The organism is Jiangella aurantiaca (assembly GCF_004349105.1).
Lineage (GTDB): Bacteria > Actinomycetota > Actinomycetes > Jiangellales > Jiangellaceae > Jiangella > Jiangella aurantiaca.
Genome location: NZ_SMLB01000012.1, coordinates 125532 through 140158, shown reverse-complemented (window position 1 = coordinate 140158; position 14627 = coordinate 125532). Strand labels below are relative to the sequence as shown.

Annotated in this window: 16 protein-coding genes and 1 pseudogene; 5 read left to right on the top strand and 12 right to left on the bottom strand. The window is 73.5% G+C overall.

Annotated features, from left to right (window positions below):
* From E1262_RS11710 to E1262_RS11700, 3 genes and pseudogenes are all read right to left on the bottom strand, one after another.
* A pseudogene (locus tag E1262_RS11710) lies at positions 1-457 on the bottom strand (hypothetical protein); the annotation flags it as partial.
* Positions 454-825, bottom strand: a complete 372-nt coding sequence (locus E1262_RS11705) for a hypothetical protein (protein ID WP_132103307.1) — start codon at positions 823-825, stop codon at positions 454-456. The pseudogene E1262_RS11710 and the gene E1262_RS11705, both read right to left, overlap by 4 nt.
* 109 nt (positions 826-934) lie before the next feature.
* Positions 935-1624, bottom strand: a complete 690-nt coding sequence (locus tag E1262_RS11700; protein WP_132103306.1) for a LuxR C-terminal-related transcriptional regulator — start codon at positions 1622-1624, stop codon at positions 935-937.
* Positions 1625-1707: 83 nt separating this feature from the next.
* Here E1262_RS11700 and E1262_RS11695 point away from each other — a divergent pair, with 83 nt between their 5' ends.
* Positions 1708-2547, top strand: coding sequence for an NAD(P)H-binding protein (locus E1262_RS11695; protein WP_132103305.1), 840 nt, complete (start codon positions 1708-1710; stop codon positions 2545-2547).
* On the opposite strand, the gene E1262_RS11690 is transcribed toward E1262_RS11695, so the two are convergent.
* Both E1262_RS11690 and E1262_RS11685 read right to left on the bottom strand, forming a co-directional pair.
* Positions 2534-3931, bottom strand: coding sequence for an FAD-dependent oxidoreductase (locus E1262_RS11690; RefSeq protein WP_132103304.1), 1398 nt, complete (start codon positions 3929-3931; stop codon positions 2534-2536). The two genes, E1262_RS11695 and E1262_RS11690, sit on opposite strands and share 14 nt — an antisense overlap.
* Positions 3932-3942: 11 nt before the next feature.
* Complete coding sequence (locus E1262_RS11685; protein ID WP_132103319.1) at positions 3943-4665, bottom strand: aquaporin; 723 nt, start codon at positions 4663-4665, stop codon at positions 3943-3945.
* Between the two features lie 48 nt (positions 4666-4713).
* On the opposite strand from E1262_RS11685, the gene E1262_RS11680 reads away from it, so the two are divergent.
* Entirely contained in the window at positions 4714-5385 is a 672-nt protein-coding gene (locus tag E1262_RS11680) for an arsenate reductase/protein-tyrosine-phosphatase family protein (RefSeq protein WP_132103303.1), read from the top strand.
* A 14-nt stretch (positions 5386-5399) separates the two neighbouring features.
* On the top strand, positions 5400-6056 hold the full coding sequence (locus tag E1262_RS11675) for an arsenate reductase ArsC (protein WP_132103302.1): 657 nt from the start codon (positions 5400-5402) through the stop codon (positions 6054-6056).
* Between the two features lie 9 nt (positions 6057-6065).
* Here the strand turns inward: E1262_RS11675 and E1262_RS11670 are convergent, their stop codons facing one another.
* The 3 genes from E1262_RS11670 to E1262_RS11660 are packed head-to-tail and all read right to left on the bottom strand — an operon-like array spanning position 6066 to position 8443.
* Positions 6066-6743, bottom strand: a complete 678-nt coding sequence (locus E1262_RS11670) for a cation diffusion facilitator family transporter (RefSeq protein WP_132103301.1) — start codon at positions 6741-6743, stop codon at positions 6066-6068.
* Positions 6740-7072 (bottom strand): ArsR/SmtB family transcription factor, encoded by a 333-nt coding sequence (locus E1262_RS11665; RefSeq protein ID WP_132103300.1) that lies wholly within the window; start codon positions 7070-7072, stop codon positions 6740-6742. Before E1262_RS11665 ends, E1262_RS11670 begins: the two co-directional genes overlap by 4 nt.
* A 45-nt stretch (positions 7073-7117) precedes the next feature.
* Complete coding sequence (locus E1262_RS11660) at positions 7118-8443, bottom strand: FAD-dependent oxidoreductase (RefSeq protein WP_132103299.1); 1326 nt, start codon at positions 8441-8443, stop codon at positions 7118-7120.
* Positions 8444-8546: 103 nt separating this feature from the next.
* On the opposite strand from E1262_RS11660, the gene E1262_RS11655 reads away from it, so the two are divergent.
* On the top strand, positions 8547-9383 hold the full coding sequence (locus E1262_RS11655; RefSeq protein ID WP_132103298.1) for a helix-turn-helix domain-containing GNAT family N-acetyltransferase: 837 nt from the start codon (positions 8547-8549) through the stop codon (positions 9381-9383).
* 97 nt (positions 9384-9480) lie between these two features.
* Here the strand turns inward: E1262_RS11655 and lepB are convergent, their stop codons facing one another.
* From lepB to E1262_RS11635, 4 genes are read right to left on the bottom strand one after another with little or no spacing between them, the layout of a single operon-like run.
* Entirely contained in the window at positions 9481-10020 is a 540-nt protein-coding gene (gene lepB / locus E1262_RS11650; protein ID WP_132103297.1) for a signal peptidase I, read from the bottom strand.
* Positions 10017-10694, bottom strand: a complete 678-nt coding sequence (locus E1262_RS11645; protein WP_132103296.1) for a DUF305 domain-containing protein — start codon at positions 10692-10694, stop codon at positions 10017-10019. Before E1262_RS11645 ends, lepB begins: the two co-directional genes overlap by 4 nt.
* 34 nt (positions 10695-10728) lie before the next feature.
* Positions 10729-12168: a copper amine oxidase gene (locus E1262_RS11640; protein WP_132103295.1), complete on the bottom strand. Its 1440-nt coding sequence runs from the start codon at positions 12166-12168 to the stop codon at positions 10729-10731.
* An 18-nt stretch (positions 12169-12186) separates the two neighbouring features.
* Positions 12187-13014, bottom strand: coding sequence for a hypothetical protein (locus tag E1262_RS11635; RefSeq protein ID WP_132103294.1), 828 nt, complete (start codon positions 13012-13014; stop codon positions 12187-12189).
* A gap of 447 nt (positions 13015-13461) precedes the next feature.
* Between E1262_RS11635 and E1262_RS11630 the strand changes: the two genes are divergently transcribed.
* Positions 13462-14535 (top strand): PIN domain-containing protein, encoded by a 1074-nt coding sequence (locus E1262_RS11630; RefSeq protein WP_132103293.1) that lies wholly within the window; start codon positions 13462-13464, stop codon positions 14533-14535.
* Positions 14536-14627: the final 92 nt, after the last annotated feature.

The following is a 14627-nucleotide window of genomic DNA, read 5'->3' as shown; positions in this document are numbered from 1 at the left end:
GTGGTGGCGGGGGTGGCGCGGCCGCCGTCGTCGGGGTGCGCTGCAGCGAGCGTGCCGCCACCGAGCCGAGCTGGGTGCCGACCGCCGTGCCGAGCGGCCCGCCGATCGCGGTGCCGAGGGCTCCCCCGGCGACCGGCAGGACCTTGCCGGCGATCTGCGCGAACGCCGGATCGGACACCAGCCGGCCGGTGCCGCTGCCGAGTTGCCGCAGCGCCTTGCCGAAGCCGAACGCTTCGGCCGGGCTCAGCTCGTCGAGGATGCCGGCGACCGCCAGCTCGAGGTCCTCCGGCGTCGCGTCGGCGTAGTCGTCGGAGAGCACCTCGGCGAGCGCCGCGCCGAGCCCATCGCCGTCCGCGTCGCCGTACCCGTCGTCGTCATCGACGGCGGCGTCATAGGCGTCGTACGGGTCGGCCGCGTCGTCGGTCTCGCCGGGCCAGTCGTCGTAGCCGATACTCATCGGTACCCCCACGCGGCGTTGTTCTCGGCGACACTGCGGATCGCGGCCGCGATGGCGTCCGGCGACACCGCGTCCATCGGCTCCAGGGACGGCCGCAGCCGGTAGACCGCGCCGCGGCCGGCTTCGACGTCGACACAGACGACGCCGACCAGCGGGTACTCGTCGAGCAGCCGCTCGGCGACCGCGGGGATCTCGCCACGGTGCATCGCGACCACGACGACGTCGGCCCGGCCCGCCTCGAGCATGAGGCCGACCTCGCCGGACGTCGCCGCGACGAGAGTGAGGTCGGGCTGGCCGGCCAGGCTCTGCTCGACCAGCCGGTGCAGTTCCGCGGGCGCCTCGCCCAGCGCGATCCGGATCCGCCGCATGCTCCGACGCTAGGACCGCCTCGGTGCCGGCCGGCAGGCCCAGCCGGGGCCTGGATTCGGCCGCCGGGAGGGACCGGTCCCCGATCCCTTCATGGTCCCGTCCGGGGTACTAGGACCGGGCCACCTCACCCTGCCGGGCGGACGCGGCGACCAGCGCGGACAGCTCCGGGACCCGGGCGTCGCGCAGCCGCGCGGCGGCCTCGCTGCGGTGCCGGACGCGCAGCTTCTCGAGGACGTTGTGCACGTGGTTCTTGACGGTACGCACCTCGATCCCGAGCCGGCGCGAGATCTCCTTGTTGGTGAGGCCCTGCTCGATCAGCACCAGCACCTCGCGTTCGCGCGACGTCAGGCGGCCGTCGTCGGCGGTCTCCTGGACGGCGCCGGCCTCCGCGACCACGTGCCGGACCAGCGCGGCGACGACGCTCGGCGGGCAGACGGTCTCGCCGCGGGCGACGCCGGCAACGGTGGCCTCGAGGTCGCGCAGCGTGCCGGTGCGCAGCACGATGCCGGCCACGCCGGTCCGCGCGCATGCCAAGGCGTCGTCGCCGCCGTCGGGGACCGCGATCGCGACGACGCGAGCCTGCGGCAGGGCGGCACGGACGGCGCGCAGCACCCGCAGCCCGTCGACGGAACCGAGATGCACCAGGACGACGGTGGACTCCGGGTCGAGCGGCAGCCGGACCGTGCCGGCGACGTCGGCGGCGGTGTGAACCTCGCCGGCCCACGCCTGGCCGCGCAGCTGGGCGGCCAGCGCGTCGCGGGACAGCGTGGTGTCGTCGACCAGGATCACAGACGTCATCGCACCGCCCCCCGTGCCGTCCACTGTGTCCCTGGCGGCGGGCGCCGTCAAGATCGGCCGGGTGGTCGCCTACGCTCCGGGCCATGAGGATCGCGGTGACCGGGGCGAGTGGACGGCTGGGCGGCCAGGTGGCAGAGCTGCTGGCCGGCGAGCCGGGCCACGAGGTGGTCGCGCTCGCACGCCCGTCGAGCACGTACGTCCCGCCGCCGGGAGTCACCGTCGCGGCCGCCGACTACGCCGACCCCGTCACCCTGCGCAAGGCGCTGACCGGCGCCGACACGCTGGTCTTCGTATCCAGCGACGGCCACGCGGCGACGGTCATGCTGCACCACGCCAACGTCGTACAGGCGGCCGCCGACGCCGGGGTCGGGCACGTCGTCGCGCTGAGCGGGCTGGACGTCGACCTCGAGTCGCCGTTCTGTTACGCCGTCACGAACGGGCACACCGAGCAGCTGCTGGCCGCCAGCGGCTGCGGCTACTCGCTGGCGCGAGCGTCGGTGTACACCGAGTTCTTCGCCGCCCTGGTGCGCGGCTCCCGGCGCGGCGACGCGGCCGGCGGCGAGGTCCGGCTGCCGGCCGGCGACGCCCGGGTGTCGCTGGTCGCGCGGGCCGACGTCGGGCGGTCGCTGGCCGCGCTGGCGCTGCGCCCGCCGTCGAACACGCACCACGACCTCACCGGTCCCGCCGCGCTCAGCCTCGCCGAGGTGGTCGCGGCCCTCGACCCCGCCGCCCGCTACGTCGACGTCCCGCCGGCCGAGTACGTCGCCGCTCTGCTCGACGGCGGCGAGACGTCGTGGTGGGCGCACGCGTACGCGACGACGCTCGAGTCCATCCGGCTGGGCCGGTGGGCGGCGGTGAGCGACGAGGTCGCGGCGCTCACCGGCCGGCCCGCCGCCTCCCTCCACGACCTCAGCGAGGGCTGAGCACCTGCGCCGGCAGCAGGTGCTCCCGGACCCAGGCCTGGGTGGCCATCTGGGTGGCGTCCCACGGTGAGCCGAGCGGCGGGGTGTAGGAGAGATCGAGCTCGCTGAACCCGTCCACGGTCATGCCGTGGAACAGCGCGGTGGCGTAGGTGTCGACCCGTTTCGCCGTCTCGGTGCCGCGAGGGCCGACCAGCTGCGCGCCGAGCAGCACGCCGGTGTCGCGGTCGCCGGTGATGCGGATGGTGATCGGCTGCGCGCCCGGGTAGTACGCCTTGTGGTCGTCGGGCGTGGCGGTGCTGCTGACCGGCGCGAACCCGGCCGCAACCGCCTCGTGCTCCCGCAGCCCGGTGCGGGCCGCGACGAGGTCGAACACCTTGACGACCTGGGTGCCGAGGCTGCCGGTGAAGCGGGTCCGCCCGCCGAGCGCGTTCTCGCCAGCCACCCGGCCCTGCTTGTGCGCGGTGGTGCCCAGCGGCAGGTAGGTGACGCCGAGCTGGCGGTGGTGGGTGACGACGCAGTCGCCGGCGGCCCAGACGTGCGGCAACCCGGTCGCCATGGTCTCGTCGACGACGACGGCGCCGCGCGGCCCGGTGCGCGCCCCGGCGGCGACGAGCAGGTCGGTGTCGGGGCGGACCCCGACCACCACGAGCACCAGGTCGACGTCCCACGCGAGCGGCTCGCCGTCCGGGCCGGTGCCGTCGACCTGCAGGCCCGCGGCGCCACGGCCCACCCGCGTCACCGTGGAGCCGGTGTGGACGGTGACCCCGTGCCGGTCCAGCTCGGCGTGCACGAGCGCTCCGAGCGACGGGTCGACGGTAGGCAGCACCTCGGGCAGCATCTCCACCTGCGTGACGGCGATGCCGCGGGCGCTCAGCCCCTCGGCCATCTCCAGCCCGACGTAGCCGGCGCCGACGATGAGCGCCGTCGACGGCTGGAGGCGCTCCAGGCTCCGTTCGAGCGCGAACGTGTCGCCCATGGAGTGCAGCACGTGCACGCCGTCGGCCGCCCCGAGGCCGTCCAGCCCGGCGATCGGCGGACGGATCGGGAGCGCGCCGGTGCCGATGACCAGCTCGTCGTAGTCCAGCGTCGTCTCCGCGCCGTCGCTCGACCGCAGCGCCAGCCGCCGCCCGTCGACGTCGATGCCGGTCGCGAGCGTGTCGAGCCGCAGCCGCATCCCCGTGTCCTCGAGGTCGGCGTGCGTGCGGTGCGCCAGGTTCGACCAGTGGCCCACCTCGCCGGAGATGTAGTACGGGATCCCGCAGATGGAGAAGTTCGGATAGGCGTCGGCCACGACCACGGTGACCTCCGCCGACGGGTCCAGCTCGCGGGCGCGCAGCGCGGCGGAGATGCCGGCGTCGCTGCCGCCGACGGCGACGATGTGCATGGGAACGCCTCTCAGGCTCGGGCGTGCGTGGGTTCGGGGTGCGGGACGACGACGGCGTCGGCCGCCCGGCCGGCGTCGGGGTACAGGACGAGGACGAGCAGCACGCCGACGGCACCACCCACGAGCTGGGCGGCGACGAACCCCGGCACCGAGGACGGCGCGACTCCGGCGAAGGTGTCGGAGAACATCCGCCCGACGGTGACCGCGGGGTTGGCGAACGACGTTGAGCTGGTGAACCAGTATGCCGCCCCGATGTAGGCGCCGACCGCCGGCGCGGACAACGCGCCGCGTCCGGTGCGGGCCAGCGCGAAAACGAGCAGCACCAGCCCGGCGGTCGCGACCACCTCACCGACCAGGAGCCCCGTCCCGCCACGCTCGGTCGCCGCCGTCCCGGCGCCGACCTCGAACATCGTGTTCGCCAGCAGCGCGCCGCCGATACCGCCGAGGCACTGCGCGGCCACGTAGGCGGCGAGCTCGGCCGGCGTGAGGCCGTCACCGGTCCGCCGGCCGAGCCACCAGCCGGCCAGCGACACGACCGGGTTGAAGTGCGCGCCGGAGACCGGGCCGAACAGCAGGATCAGCACGGCCAGCCCAAGCACCGTCGCGGTGCTGTTCTGCAGCAGCTGCAGCCCCACGTCGTCGGGCCAGAGCCGCTGGGCGGCGATCCCGGAACCCACCACCACCGCCACCAACAGACCAGTGCCGAGGAACTCGGCCAACAACCGTCGAAGCATCACGGTGACAGCTTGACGGAGCGAATTAGCTCAGTCAAGATTGAGGCAATGAACACTGAGCGAACGGGCGTGGAGCGGCGGGCCGCCAAGCACGCGGCCCTGGCCGACCCGTCCCGGTTGCACATCGTCGACCTGCTCAGCCTCGGCGACCTCTCCCCCAGCGAGCTCCAGGCCCGCCTGGGCATGCCGTCGAACCTGCTCGCCCACCACCTCAACACCTTGGACGCCGCCGGGCTGCTCACCCGCGGCCGCTCCGAGGCCGACCGGCGCCGCAGCTACGTACGGCTCACCCCGGGCGCGCTCGACGGCCTCGTCCCCGGCGCCGCCGGGCAGGCCCACCGCGTCGTGTTCGTCTGCACCGCCAACTCCGCCCGCTCCCAGCTCGCCGCCGCGCTCTGGCAGCAGGCGAGCCAGATCCCCGTCGCCTCCGCTGGCACGCATCCGGCCGACCGCGTCGACCCCGGTGCCGTCGCCGCGGCCCGGCGGCACCGCCTCCCGCTGCGAGCGGCCCGGCCCCAGCGCCTGGCTGACGTCGCGGCCGACGACGACCTCGTCATCACCGTCTGCGACCACGCCCACGAGGAGCTCGGCGACCTCGGCGGGCTGCACTGGTCCATCCCTGACCCCGTCCCGGCGGGCACCGCCGAGGCCTTCGACGCCACCGTGACGGCTCTCGCCGGCCGGGTCGACGGACTCGCCGCACGTCTCGCCGCCATCTGACAGGAGACACCGTCATGCCGAACACCGACGAGCGAGAACCGATCACGCTGGACCAGCAGTACGCCCTCACCACCGCCGCCACCCGGCTGGCCGGCGACTTCGAGGGCACGTTCGGCCAGGAGACGATCGAGCGGTTCCTGCACACCTCCTACGACCAGTTCGCCGGCCGCGCCGTCGTCGCGAACTTCCTCCCGCTGCTGGCCGAGCGTTTCGCCCGGCAGCGGCTCACCGCCCTGGCCCGGGTCGAGGGCCTCCACCACGACGGCCGGCCCACCGTCCTGTTCCTGTGCGTCCACAACGCCGGGCGTTCGCAGATGGCGCTCGGCTTCTTCCAGCACCACGCGGGCGACGGCGCCGTCGCGTGGTCCGGCGGCTCCGAACCCGGCGACCAGATCAACCCGGTCGCCGTCGCCGCCATGGCCGAGCGCGGCATCGACATCTCCGCGGAGTTCCCCAAGCCCTGGACCGACGAGATCGTCAAGGCCGCCGACGTCGTCGTCACCATGGGCTGCGGCGACGCGTGCCCGATCTTCCCCGGCAAGCGCTACGAGGACTGGACCCTCGAGGATCCCGCCGGCCGGGACCTCGCCTCCGTCCGGCCGATCCGCGACGAGATCGAGCGGCGGGTCCTCACCCTGCTCGACCAGCTCGGCGTCGCGCCTCGCGGCTGACGACGCGTGTCAGCAGCAGTCGCAGTCCGGGCCGCACCCGTCGGCCTCCGGGTCGCGCAGCAGCGCACCGGCCGTCGTCGCGCAGGCGTCGCCGCGCCAGGCCTCGATCCCCTCGCGGACGGCGAATCCGGCGATCACCAGCGCCGCCAGCGGGTCGGCCCACCACCAGCCGAGCGCGGAGTTCAGCACCAGCCCGGCCAGCAGCACCGCCGACAGGTAGCTGCAGATCAGCGTCTGCTTCGAGTCCGCGACGACGGCCGCCGACCCCAGCTCGCGCCCGGTCCGCCGCTCCACGAACGACAGCGCCGGCATGACCGCCAGGCTCACCGCGGCCAGCACGATGCCGACGGTGCTGTGCTCGGGCTCGGCCGCGCCGGCCAGCGCACGGACCGCCTCGAACCCGACGTACGCAGCCAGTCCGAAGAACGAGAACGCGATGATCCGCAGCGCGGCCCGCTCGCGCGCCTCGTGGTCGCGGCCGGCGAACTGCCAGGCGATCGCGGCGGCCGACACGACCTCGACGACGGAGTCCAGCCCGAACCCGATCAGCGCGGCCGACGACGCCGCGGCGCCGGCCGCGATGGCGACGACCCCCTCGACCACGTTGTAGCCGATCGTCGTCGCGACGATCAGCCGGACCCGGCGGCGCAGCACCGCGCGCCGGCCGGCACGCACCACGCCGCTCATCCGCAGGTGCACCCGTCGGGCCCGCAGCAGGCCGGATCGACGAACAGCATCACCCGCAGCAGCTCGTCCAGCGCCGGCGCCAGGTGCGGGTCCGACAGGCGGTACCACGTGCGGCGGCCGTCGCGGGTGGCCTCGACCAGCCCGCAGCCGCGCAGGCAGGCCAGCTGGTTCGACATCACCTGACGCGACACGCCCAGCGCGTCGGCGAGGTCGGACGGGAACGCCGGCGCCTCGCGCAGCGCGAGCAGGATCCGCGCCCGTGTGGGGTCGGACAGCGCGTGGCCGAGCCGGGCCACGGCCTCACTGTGCGACATCGTGACGGTGCTCATGACGCCGCACGATACACGGATCGCTGTATTCAGGGAACCCTGTATTCAGCGACCGGACGGCGCGCTCAGCTGGATCAGTTCCGGCTCCGCCGCCACCCCGCAGCAGCCGCCGCTGCCGCCGTCGCCGTCGTACCCGCCCGAGCCGCCGCAGACGCCGGACTCCGGCAGCACCAGCTCGACCCGCTCGGCGGCGGCGCGGTCGCCGGCGAGCGCGGCGGCGATGCTGCGCACCTGCTCGTACCCGGTGAGCGCGAGGAACGTCGGCGCGCGGCCGTAGCTCTTCATGCCGGCGAGGTAGACCCCGGGCTCCGGCTGGCCCAGCTCACGGACGCCGTGCGGCGGCACGCTGCCGCACGAGTGCACGTTCGGGTCGATCAGCGGTGCCAGCCGCACCGGGGCCTGCAGCGCCGGGTCGAGCTCCAGCCGCACCTCCGACAGCCAGCTCAGGTCCGGCCGCAGCCCGGTCAGCGCGATCACGTGGTCGACGGCGTCGACGGTGCGGCCGTCCTCGGCGACCAACGTCAGGCGTTCGCCGTGACGGGCCTCGACGGCCGCCGTCCGGAAGCCGGTGACCACTTGGACGCCGCCCGCCTCGACCGCGGCACGCGCCTGCCGGCCGAGCCGCCCGCGGGCCGGCAGCTCGTCGGCGTCGCCCCCGCCGAAGGTGTCACCGATGCCACCGCGCCGCAGCAGCCACGTCACCGCCGTGTCACCGTTGTGCCTGGTCAGGGACACGAGGGCGGTCAGGGCGGAGTGTCCGCTCCCGGCGACGACGACGTGCCGGCCGGCATAGCGGTCGCGGACGGCCGGCCGGCTGAGGTCCGGCACTCGGTACGTGATGCGGCCGGCCTCGACGGCGGCGCGCTCGCCCAGCGCGGGTAGGCCGTCGCCGCCCAGCGGGTTCGGGGCGACCCAGGTGCCGGACGCGTCGACGAGGCCGCGGGCGAGCACCCGCCCCTCCCGCCCGTCGGCGTACCGGACGTGGACGGTGAGCGGCTCGGTGTCGCGGCCGGCGTCGACCACGCGGTCGCGACCGCGGCGGGCGACGCCGACGACCTCAGCGCTCGTGCGCACCCGCTCCCCCAGCGCCATGGCCAGCGGGGCGAGATAGTCGCGCACCCACTCGGCGCCGGTCGGGTACGCGTCGGCCGGCGGCGGAGTCCAGCCCGTGTGTTCCAGCAACCGCCGGGCAGCGGGCGCGATCAGTTCCGGCCAGGCGGAGAACAGCCGGACGTGTCCCCACTCCGCGACCGCCGCGGCCGCCGTCGCGCCGCGTTCGAACACCACGACGTCGAGACCGCGCTCGGCCAGTTCGGCCGCCGCCGCCAGCCCGACCGGGCCGGCGCCGGTCACCACCACCGGATCCGTCATGTGCGACTCACTTTCATCGAAGACCGTCGATGGACTGGTGGGAGACTCTATCGACAAGTGTCGATCGTCGCAACTATCGATGTGTGTCGATAGACTGCGTCACATGACGATCCTGGCCGCCCCGGCGTCGCTGCTCCCGGCCGACGCCGCCACCGACTACGCCGAGTGTTTCGCCGCACTCTCCGACCCCACCCGGGTCCGGCTGCTGCACGCCGTCGCCACCTCGAACGGCGGCCTGACCGTCGGCGAGCTGACCGAGCTGCTCGGCATCAGCCAGTCGACCTGCTCGCACCACGTGCGCAAGCTGGCCGCCACCCGGTTCGTGCACGTGTCCAAGGTCGGCACCAGCACTCGGGTCACCGTCAACGAGGCCTGCTGCACCGGGCTCCCCCACATGGCCGACGTCGTCATGGGGATGGCCGGCGCCACCCGGCCGTGTTGCCCCGACGACGTCCCGGCCGACGTCACCGTCCGGGCGCTGGACGACGCCGACTGGCCGGCCGTGCGGCGCATCTACCGCGAGGGCATCGACACCGGCATCGCGACGTTCGAGACGTCGGTGCCGCCGGCCGCACAGCTGGCGGCGCGCTGGTTGCCGGGCCACCGCTGGGTCGCCGAGATCGACGGCGCCGTCGTCGGCTGGACCGCCGTCGCGCCGATCTCGACCCGCGACTGCTACCGCGGCGTCGGCGAGACTTCGGTGTACGTCTCCCCGGACCATCGGGGCCGCGGCGTCGGGAAGGCGCTGCTGCGGAAGCAGGTGACGGCGGCCGACGCGGACGGGCTGTGGACGCTGCAGACGGCGGTGTTCACCGAGAACCGCGCCAGCCTGTCGCTGCACCACCAGGCCGGCTACCGCACCGTCGGCATCCGCGAGCGGATCGCCCAGGTCGACGGCGTCTGGCACGACACCGTCCTGTTGGAGCGCCGCGCGAGCTGAAGGATCACGTCGAGTTGGGGTGCTCCCGCTTCCCCAGACATGCGTCCCTGGGGATGCGGGAGAAGTCCTGGTGATGTCAGACGTCGAGCCAACAGGGTCAGAACGTCCGCACACCCTGGCTGCCCCAGGCGAGGGAGACCACGCCGACCACCAGCTCCAGGTCGACGGCACCGCCGTGCTCCCCGAGCGGATCGGAGCGGGAGTCCCTGGAGTCGCCGCGGTTGTCGCCCATCACCCAGAGGGCGCCGTCGGGCACGGTGACGTCGAAGGCGAGCGCGCTGGCCGGTCCGCCGGCCAGGTACGGCTCGGCCAGGGGCGCGCCGTTGACCACCAGGGCGCCGTGCGAGCAGCAGCTCACCCGGTCGCTGGGCACCCCGATGACCCGCTTGACGAGGTACGGGCTGGCGCCGGTCGCGCCGGACCGCACCCAGCCGCCCGGGTCGCGGAACACCACGAGGTCGCCGCGTCCCGGCTCGTCCTGCCGGTTCGCCACGACCCAGTCGCCCGGTTCGAGCGTCGGCAGCATCGACGCGCTGTCCAGCGTGAACACGTGCGCCACCCGGCTCGGCACCAGCGCGCCCACGACCAGTGCCAGCAGGAGCACGGCCACCAGCCGGGCCCGACGGGTCCGGGTCACGGCGCCGCGCTGAGCTCGGCCAGCATCGACTCCATCGCCGCGACCTCCCCCAGCTGATCCTGGACGACGTGCTTGGCGACGGACACCGCGTAGACGTTCGAGCCGGCGGCGATCTCGTCGTACGCCATCTCCACGGCGCCCTCGTGGTGCGGGATCATCAGCCGCAGGTAGAGCAGCTGCGCCGCCGGACCGTCCGCCACCCGTAGTGCCTCGATCCGGCCAGCTGGCAGCATGCCGGGCATCGGCCCGGTGTGGCCGCAGCCGGGAGTGCCGGCGCCGTGCCCGCCGTGCGCCACGCTCCCCCACGCGTCCAGCCAACGACGCATCATCTCGACCTCGCGGGCCTGCGCCGCGCGGACGAACTCGGCGTACCGGCGCCCGCGCTCCCACACGCCGGACTTGGCCAGCAGCAGGTCGCTCATCGCCACCGCCTGCTCGTGGTGGGGGATCATCATCCGGACGAAGCAGATGTCCGCGGCCGTCGGCACGTCTCCCGCCTGCGCGGTCGCGGCACCCGGTGCCGGCGCGACGTGCGCGTCGTGGCCGCTGCCCGCCGTCGCCACCCACACGCCGGGCACCACCAGAGCCGCCGCCACGCAGAGGCCGGCCAGCCGGCCGGGCAGCCGCCGGCCGACCGGCGCGGTCAGAGCAGGCTCGTCCAGGTCCAGCGACATCCGAACCTCACTTCCGCGCCGGTCGGCTCCACGGTCAGCCCCAGCCGGTCGGCCGCCCGGTGGGCCGCGGCTGCGGCGTCGGCCGCGGCCGGCTCGTCGTGGTCGGGCTGGCCGACGGGGCCGGCGTGGGCGTCGGGGTGGCGGACGGCGACGGCGTCACCGTCGGCGTGGGGGTCGGGGTCGGCGTGATGTTCGGGTTCGGCACGCCGCGCATGTCTCCGTTGACCCATTTCCGGCCCTCGGGGACGTTCGGGTTCTGCGCGGTGAAGTCGCGCGGGTAGAGCGTGAAGCCCTGCCAGTGGATCGGCATCGGGCTCTGGTCCTCGTCGCGCACGATGTGGTGGAAGCCCACGTTCACCCAGGCCACCGGTTTGCGCAGGCGTTCCCGGTTGGCGACGTACTGCGTGACGCTCGCGTTCGGCTTCGACGGCAGCAGGTTGTACGACGCGAAGATCTCGTCGGACTTCGGCTCGGTGAACGCGAGGTCGTAGTCGGTCTCCGGGTTCAGCGCGTACGCCTGCGCGCGGTCCATGACGATCTCATAGGAGCGGGCGTGACCGTCGGCGTTGAGGCTGTCGGGGTTCACGACCCGGTAGGTCTCGCGGTTGTCCAGGATCAGCTTCTGCTCCCGGTTCACCGGGCTGATCGCGGTCTCGATGACCGGCGTCCTCCCGGTGTCGCCGGTGGTGCCGTACTCGCCGGTGAACTCGGAGTCGATCTTCTCCACGCGCTGCCTCGCCGCGCTGTCGATGTCGAACGCGACCCGCCAGAACGCGCTGTGGTAGTGGTTGACGGCGAAGTCCTCCTGGCCCTCCGCGATCGGCCAGCCGAAGTTGACCGCGTCGACGTAGTCGTTCGGCGAGAGGTCGCCTGTGGCGCCCAGCCGGACGGTGATCTCGCCGTCGTCGTGGAAGCGGTACTCGGTCTGGTACTCGTACCAGCCGATCCGCGACACCGTATGCAGCACCAGGTGCGTGCCCTGCGCGCCGTAGAGCGCGTCGTTGGTGATGTTCGACCGGTACGCGAGCCCGGCCTCCTGTTCGCCGACGCACAGCACGGGCGCCAGCGGGCGGGTCTCGGTGAGGTAGGAGCTGCGGATCTCACCGGCCGGGCAGTCGATCGCCGTCTGGTCCTGCATCCGGCGGCCGCCCACCTGATAGGTGGTGACGTCGTTGTACTCCGTCATGCCGGTGTCATAGGGGACGTTGAGCTGAGCCAGCCCGATCGAGTCGAGCACCATGACCGGCCGGCCCTCGTCGCGAGGCGTGAACGCCACCTTGTCGACGACGAGGCCGCGGTAGCTGTCGATCCGCCAGCACATCTCCCAGCCCGAGCCGGATCGGAGGGTCTCCTTCACCAGCGACGGGCCCGAGCAGGACAGCTCGGTCACGGACGCGGCGGACGCCGTCGACGTGAACCCGGCGAGCGAGGACGCCGCGAGGGCGGCGGCGAGCACGAGCTTCGGTACGCGCATCTTCAGTCGTCTCCTGGGTCACTTGATGGACGTCACGGTCTGCGCCGACAGGTTCACGACCAGTGGCGTCGTGGTGAGGTACCGGCCGTCCGGCGCCTGGACCATCAGCTGGACGCAGCGCTGCACGCCGCACGACTCCGCGCCGAGGTCGGCCGGTCCGGCGGTGTACGCGTGCGCGGTGAACGTCGTCTGGGCCGGGTCGGTGAGCTCCTCACCGGTCGCGGCCCGGAACTCGTCCTTGATGCCCTGGCTGAGCGGATCGGCGAGCAGCAACTGGTACGCGAGCAACGTCTCCTGGTCGGTGGGTGCCGGCTGCACGCCCGTGCCCTCCGTCACCGACTCGACCGTGCCGGTGGTGACGTCGACGACGTAGTGCAGGAGCTGGTCGGCTGCGTAGTCGAAGTAGAACAGGCTGTACCGGCGGTCGTCGTCGGCGCTCACGCTCGGATCGGCCAGGTCGGCGGACAGGTACTGCGCGCCGGCGCCGCCGCCGACGCTGGCCGTGCCGGCGTAGGACGGATCCTGGCTGACCAGGTAGCGCACGTACGCGACCTCGTCGACGGTCGGCGGGTCATAGGCAGCCGCCGTCACCGCCGGCGCCGGGACGGGGGTCGCGGGCGACGCCTGCTCGGGCGCGTCCTCGCCCGTCGACTCGGCGGCGATGGTCGGCACGGGGGTCTCGAGGGCCGGCGCGCCGGGCTCGGCATGCAGGACGGACGCCTGGGTTGCGACGGCCACGACGGCGGCCACACCGGCCACCGCGGCAATGCCGGCGGCGGCGACGCGCCGCGAGAGACGTCGTGGGAGTCCGGTGGTGCGGTGCGGTCGATCCTCGTTCAAGGGCATCAGGTCACCTTCGGCTCACGCAGGGCAGAGCTGCGCGTGCCCGCGACATCGGGGTGCGACCGCGCAGCGGCGAGGGGCTGGTGCGCGAGGTCGGGTCGCGACCCCGGAATCCTGACCCGGCCCGGTATGCCGGTTTCAGGAGATGGTGAGTAGAAGATTCCGGTCGGCGGTTTCCATCCGGTTACGCCGTGCCACGGAGATCGTTACGTCACTCGAAGCCCGACGGGAGCCGCAGCGTGTACAGCTCCTCCAGTGCGCGCACCTCGTCATCGGTCAGCTCGAGGTCGAGTGCCGCCACGCGCCTCGGCGACCCGCTGGACGGCGTCGGCGATCGGCCTGCCGGAAGATCTCCCACCTCCGTGATCATCAAGGATCGACCACACCATGACGTGGTCGATCCTTGATGATCACGGAGGAGTGCGGCGGACGCGGGCGTAGCCTGCCGGTGTGGACGACGAAGATCGCATCGCCCTGTTCCTGGACTACGAGAACCTCGCCATCGGCGCCCGCGAAGACCTGGGCGGCCTGGCCTTCGACGTGCGGCCGATCGCCGACGCGCTGGCAGAGCGCGGCCGGGTCGTCGCGCGGCGGGCGTACGCCGACTGGTCGTACTTCGACGAGGACCGGCGCATGCTCACCCGCTCGCACGTCGAGCTGATCGAGATGCCGCAGCGGATGGGCGCCTCCCGCAAGAACGCCGCCGACATCAAGATGGCCGTCGACGCCGTCGAGCTGGCGTTCGTGCGCGACTACGTGTCGACGTTCGTGATCTGCACGGGCGACAGCGACTTCACGCCGCTGGTGTACAAGCTGCGCGAGCTGAACAAGCGGGTCATCGGCGTCGGCATCCGCGCGTCGACGTCGGCGCTGCTGCCGCCCGCATGCGACGAGTTCCTCTACTACGACGACCTCGAGGGGATCGAGCCCGCCCCCAGCCGGCACTCACGGCAGCGCGAGCCGGAACGGCTCGCGGCCGAGCCCGCCGGGCCGGCGCCGGCCCACGAACAGCCGCCCGCCGACGAGCGGCCGCCTCGCGACCTCGACGACCTCGCCGGCGTCGTCGCGCAGAGCGTCGCCGGCCTGCAGCGCACCGGCGGCCAGGTGACCGCGTCCACGCTCAAGCGGACGCTGCTGCGCAAGGACCCGACGTTCAACGAGGCCGACCACGGCTTCCGCGCGTTCGGCGAGCTGCTGCGCCACCTGGCCGAGCGGCACGTCGTCGAGCTGGCGGACGGGCCGACCAAGGGCGATCCCGAGGTGCTGCTCCCCGCGCTCGACGGCGAGCAGGAGGCGTTCGACCTGCTCCGCTCCGTCGTCCAGGATCTGACGGCGAAGCAGGGCCGGGCCGCGCTGTCCGGGCTCAAGGACCAGCTGCGCCGGATCCGCCCCGGCTTCGGCGAGCAGGCGCTCGGCTTCCGCAGCTTCCTCCAGTTCGTCCGCGCCGCCGCCACGACCGGAGCCATTGAGCTGCGCTGGGACGACGACGCCGATGACTACCTGCTCACGGTCCCAGCGCCCTGACCCGGCCGCTGTCATCTCTGGTTGACAACCCGATCCGGAGCGGCCTGGATCGCGGCGTCGACACCGGCGTCGCGATCCTGTCCGCCATGTGT

What these genes read in the sequence shown, in the direction of transcription:
- E1262_RS11705 (WP_132103307.1), bottom strand. Translation starts at nt 825, where the DNA reads ATGCGGCGGATCCGGATCGCGCTGGGCGAGGCGCCCGCGGAACTGCAC.
- E1262_RS11700 (WP_132103306.1), bottom strand. Translation starts at nt 1,624, where the DNA reads ATGACGTCTGTGATCCTGGTCGACGACACCACGCTGTCCCGCGACGCG.
- E1262_RS11695 (WP_132103305.1), top strand. Translation starts at nt 1,708, where the DNA reads ATGAGGATCGCGGTGACCGGGGCGAGTGGACGGCTGGGCGGCCAGGTG.
- E1262_RS11690 (WP_132103304.1), bottom strand. Translation starts at nt 3,931, where the DNA reads ATGCACATCGTCGCCGTCGGCGGCAGCGACGCCGGCATCTCCGCCGCG.
- E1262_RS11685 (WP_132103319.1), bottom strand. Translation starts at nt 4,665, where the DNA reads ATGCTTCGACGGTTGTTGGCCGAGTTCCTCGGCACTGGTCTGTTGGTG.
- E1262_RS11680 (WP_132103303.1), top strand. Translation starts at nt 4,714, where the DNA reads ATGAACACTGAGCGAACGGGCGTGGAGCGGCGGGCCGCCAAGCACGCG.
- E1262_RS11675 (WP_132103302.1), top strand. Translation starts at nt 5,400, where the DNA reads ATGCCGAACACCGACGAGCGAGAACCGATCACGCTGGACCAGCAGTAC.
- E1262_RS11670 (WP_132103301.1), bottom strand. Translation starts at nt 6,743, where the DNA reads ATGAGCGGCGTGGTGCGTGCCGGCCGGCGCGCGGTGCTGCGCCGCCGG.
- E1262_RS11665 (WP_132103300.1), bottom strand. Translation starts at nt 7,072, where the DNA reads ATGAGCACCGTCACGATGTCGCACAGTGAGGCCGTGGCCCGGCTCGGC.
- E1262_RS11660 (WP_132103299.1), bottom strand. Translation starts at nt 8,443, where the DNA reads ATGACGGATCCGGTGGTGGTGACCGGCGCCGGCCCGGTCGGGCTGGCG.
- E1262_RS11655 (WP_132103298.1), top strand. Translation starts at nt 8,547, where the DNA reads ATGACGATCCTGGCCGCCCCGGCGTCGCTGCTCCCGGCCGACGCCGCC.
- E1262_RS11645 (WP_132103296.1), bottom strand. Translation starts at nt 10,694, where the DNA reads ATGTCGCTGGACCTGGACGAGCCTGCTCTGACCGCGCCGGTCGGCCGG.
- E1262_RS11640 (WP_132103295.1), bottom strand. Translation starts at nt 12,168, where the DNA reads ATGCGCGTACCGAAGCTCGTGCTCGCCGCCGCCCTCGCGGCGTCCTCG.
- E1262_RS11635 (WP_132103294.1), bottom strand. Translation starts at nt 13,014, where the DNA reads ATGCCCTTGAACGAGGATCGACCGCACCGCACCACCGGACTCCCACGA.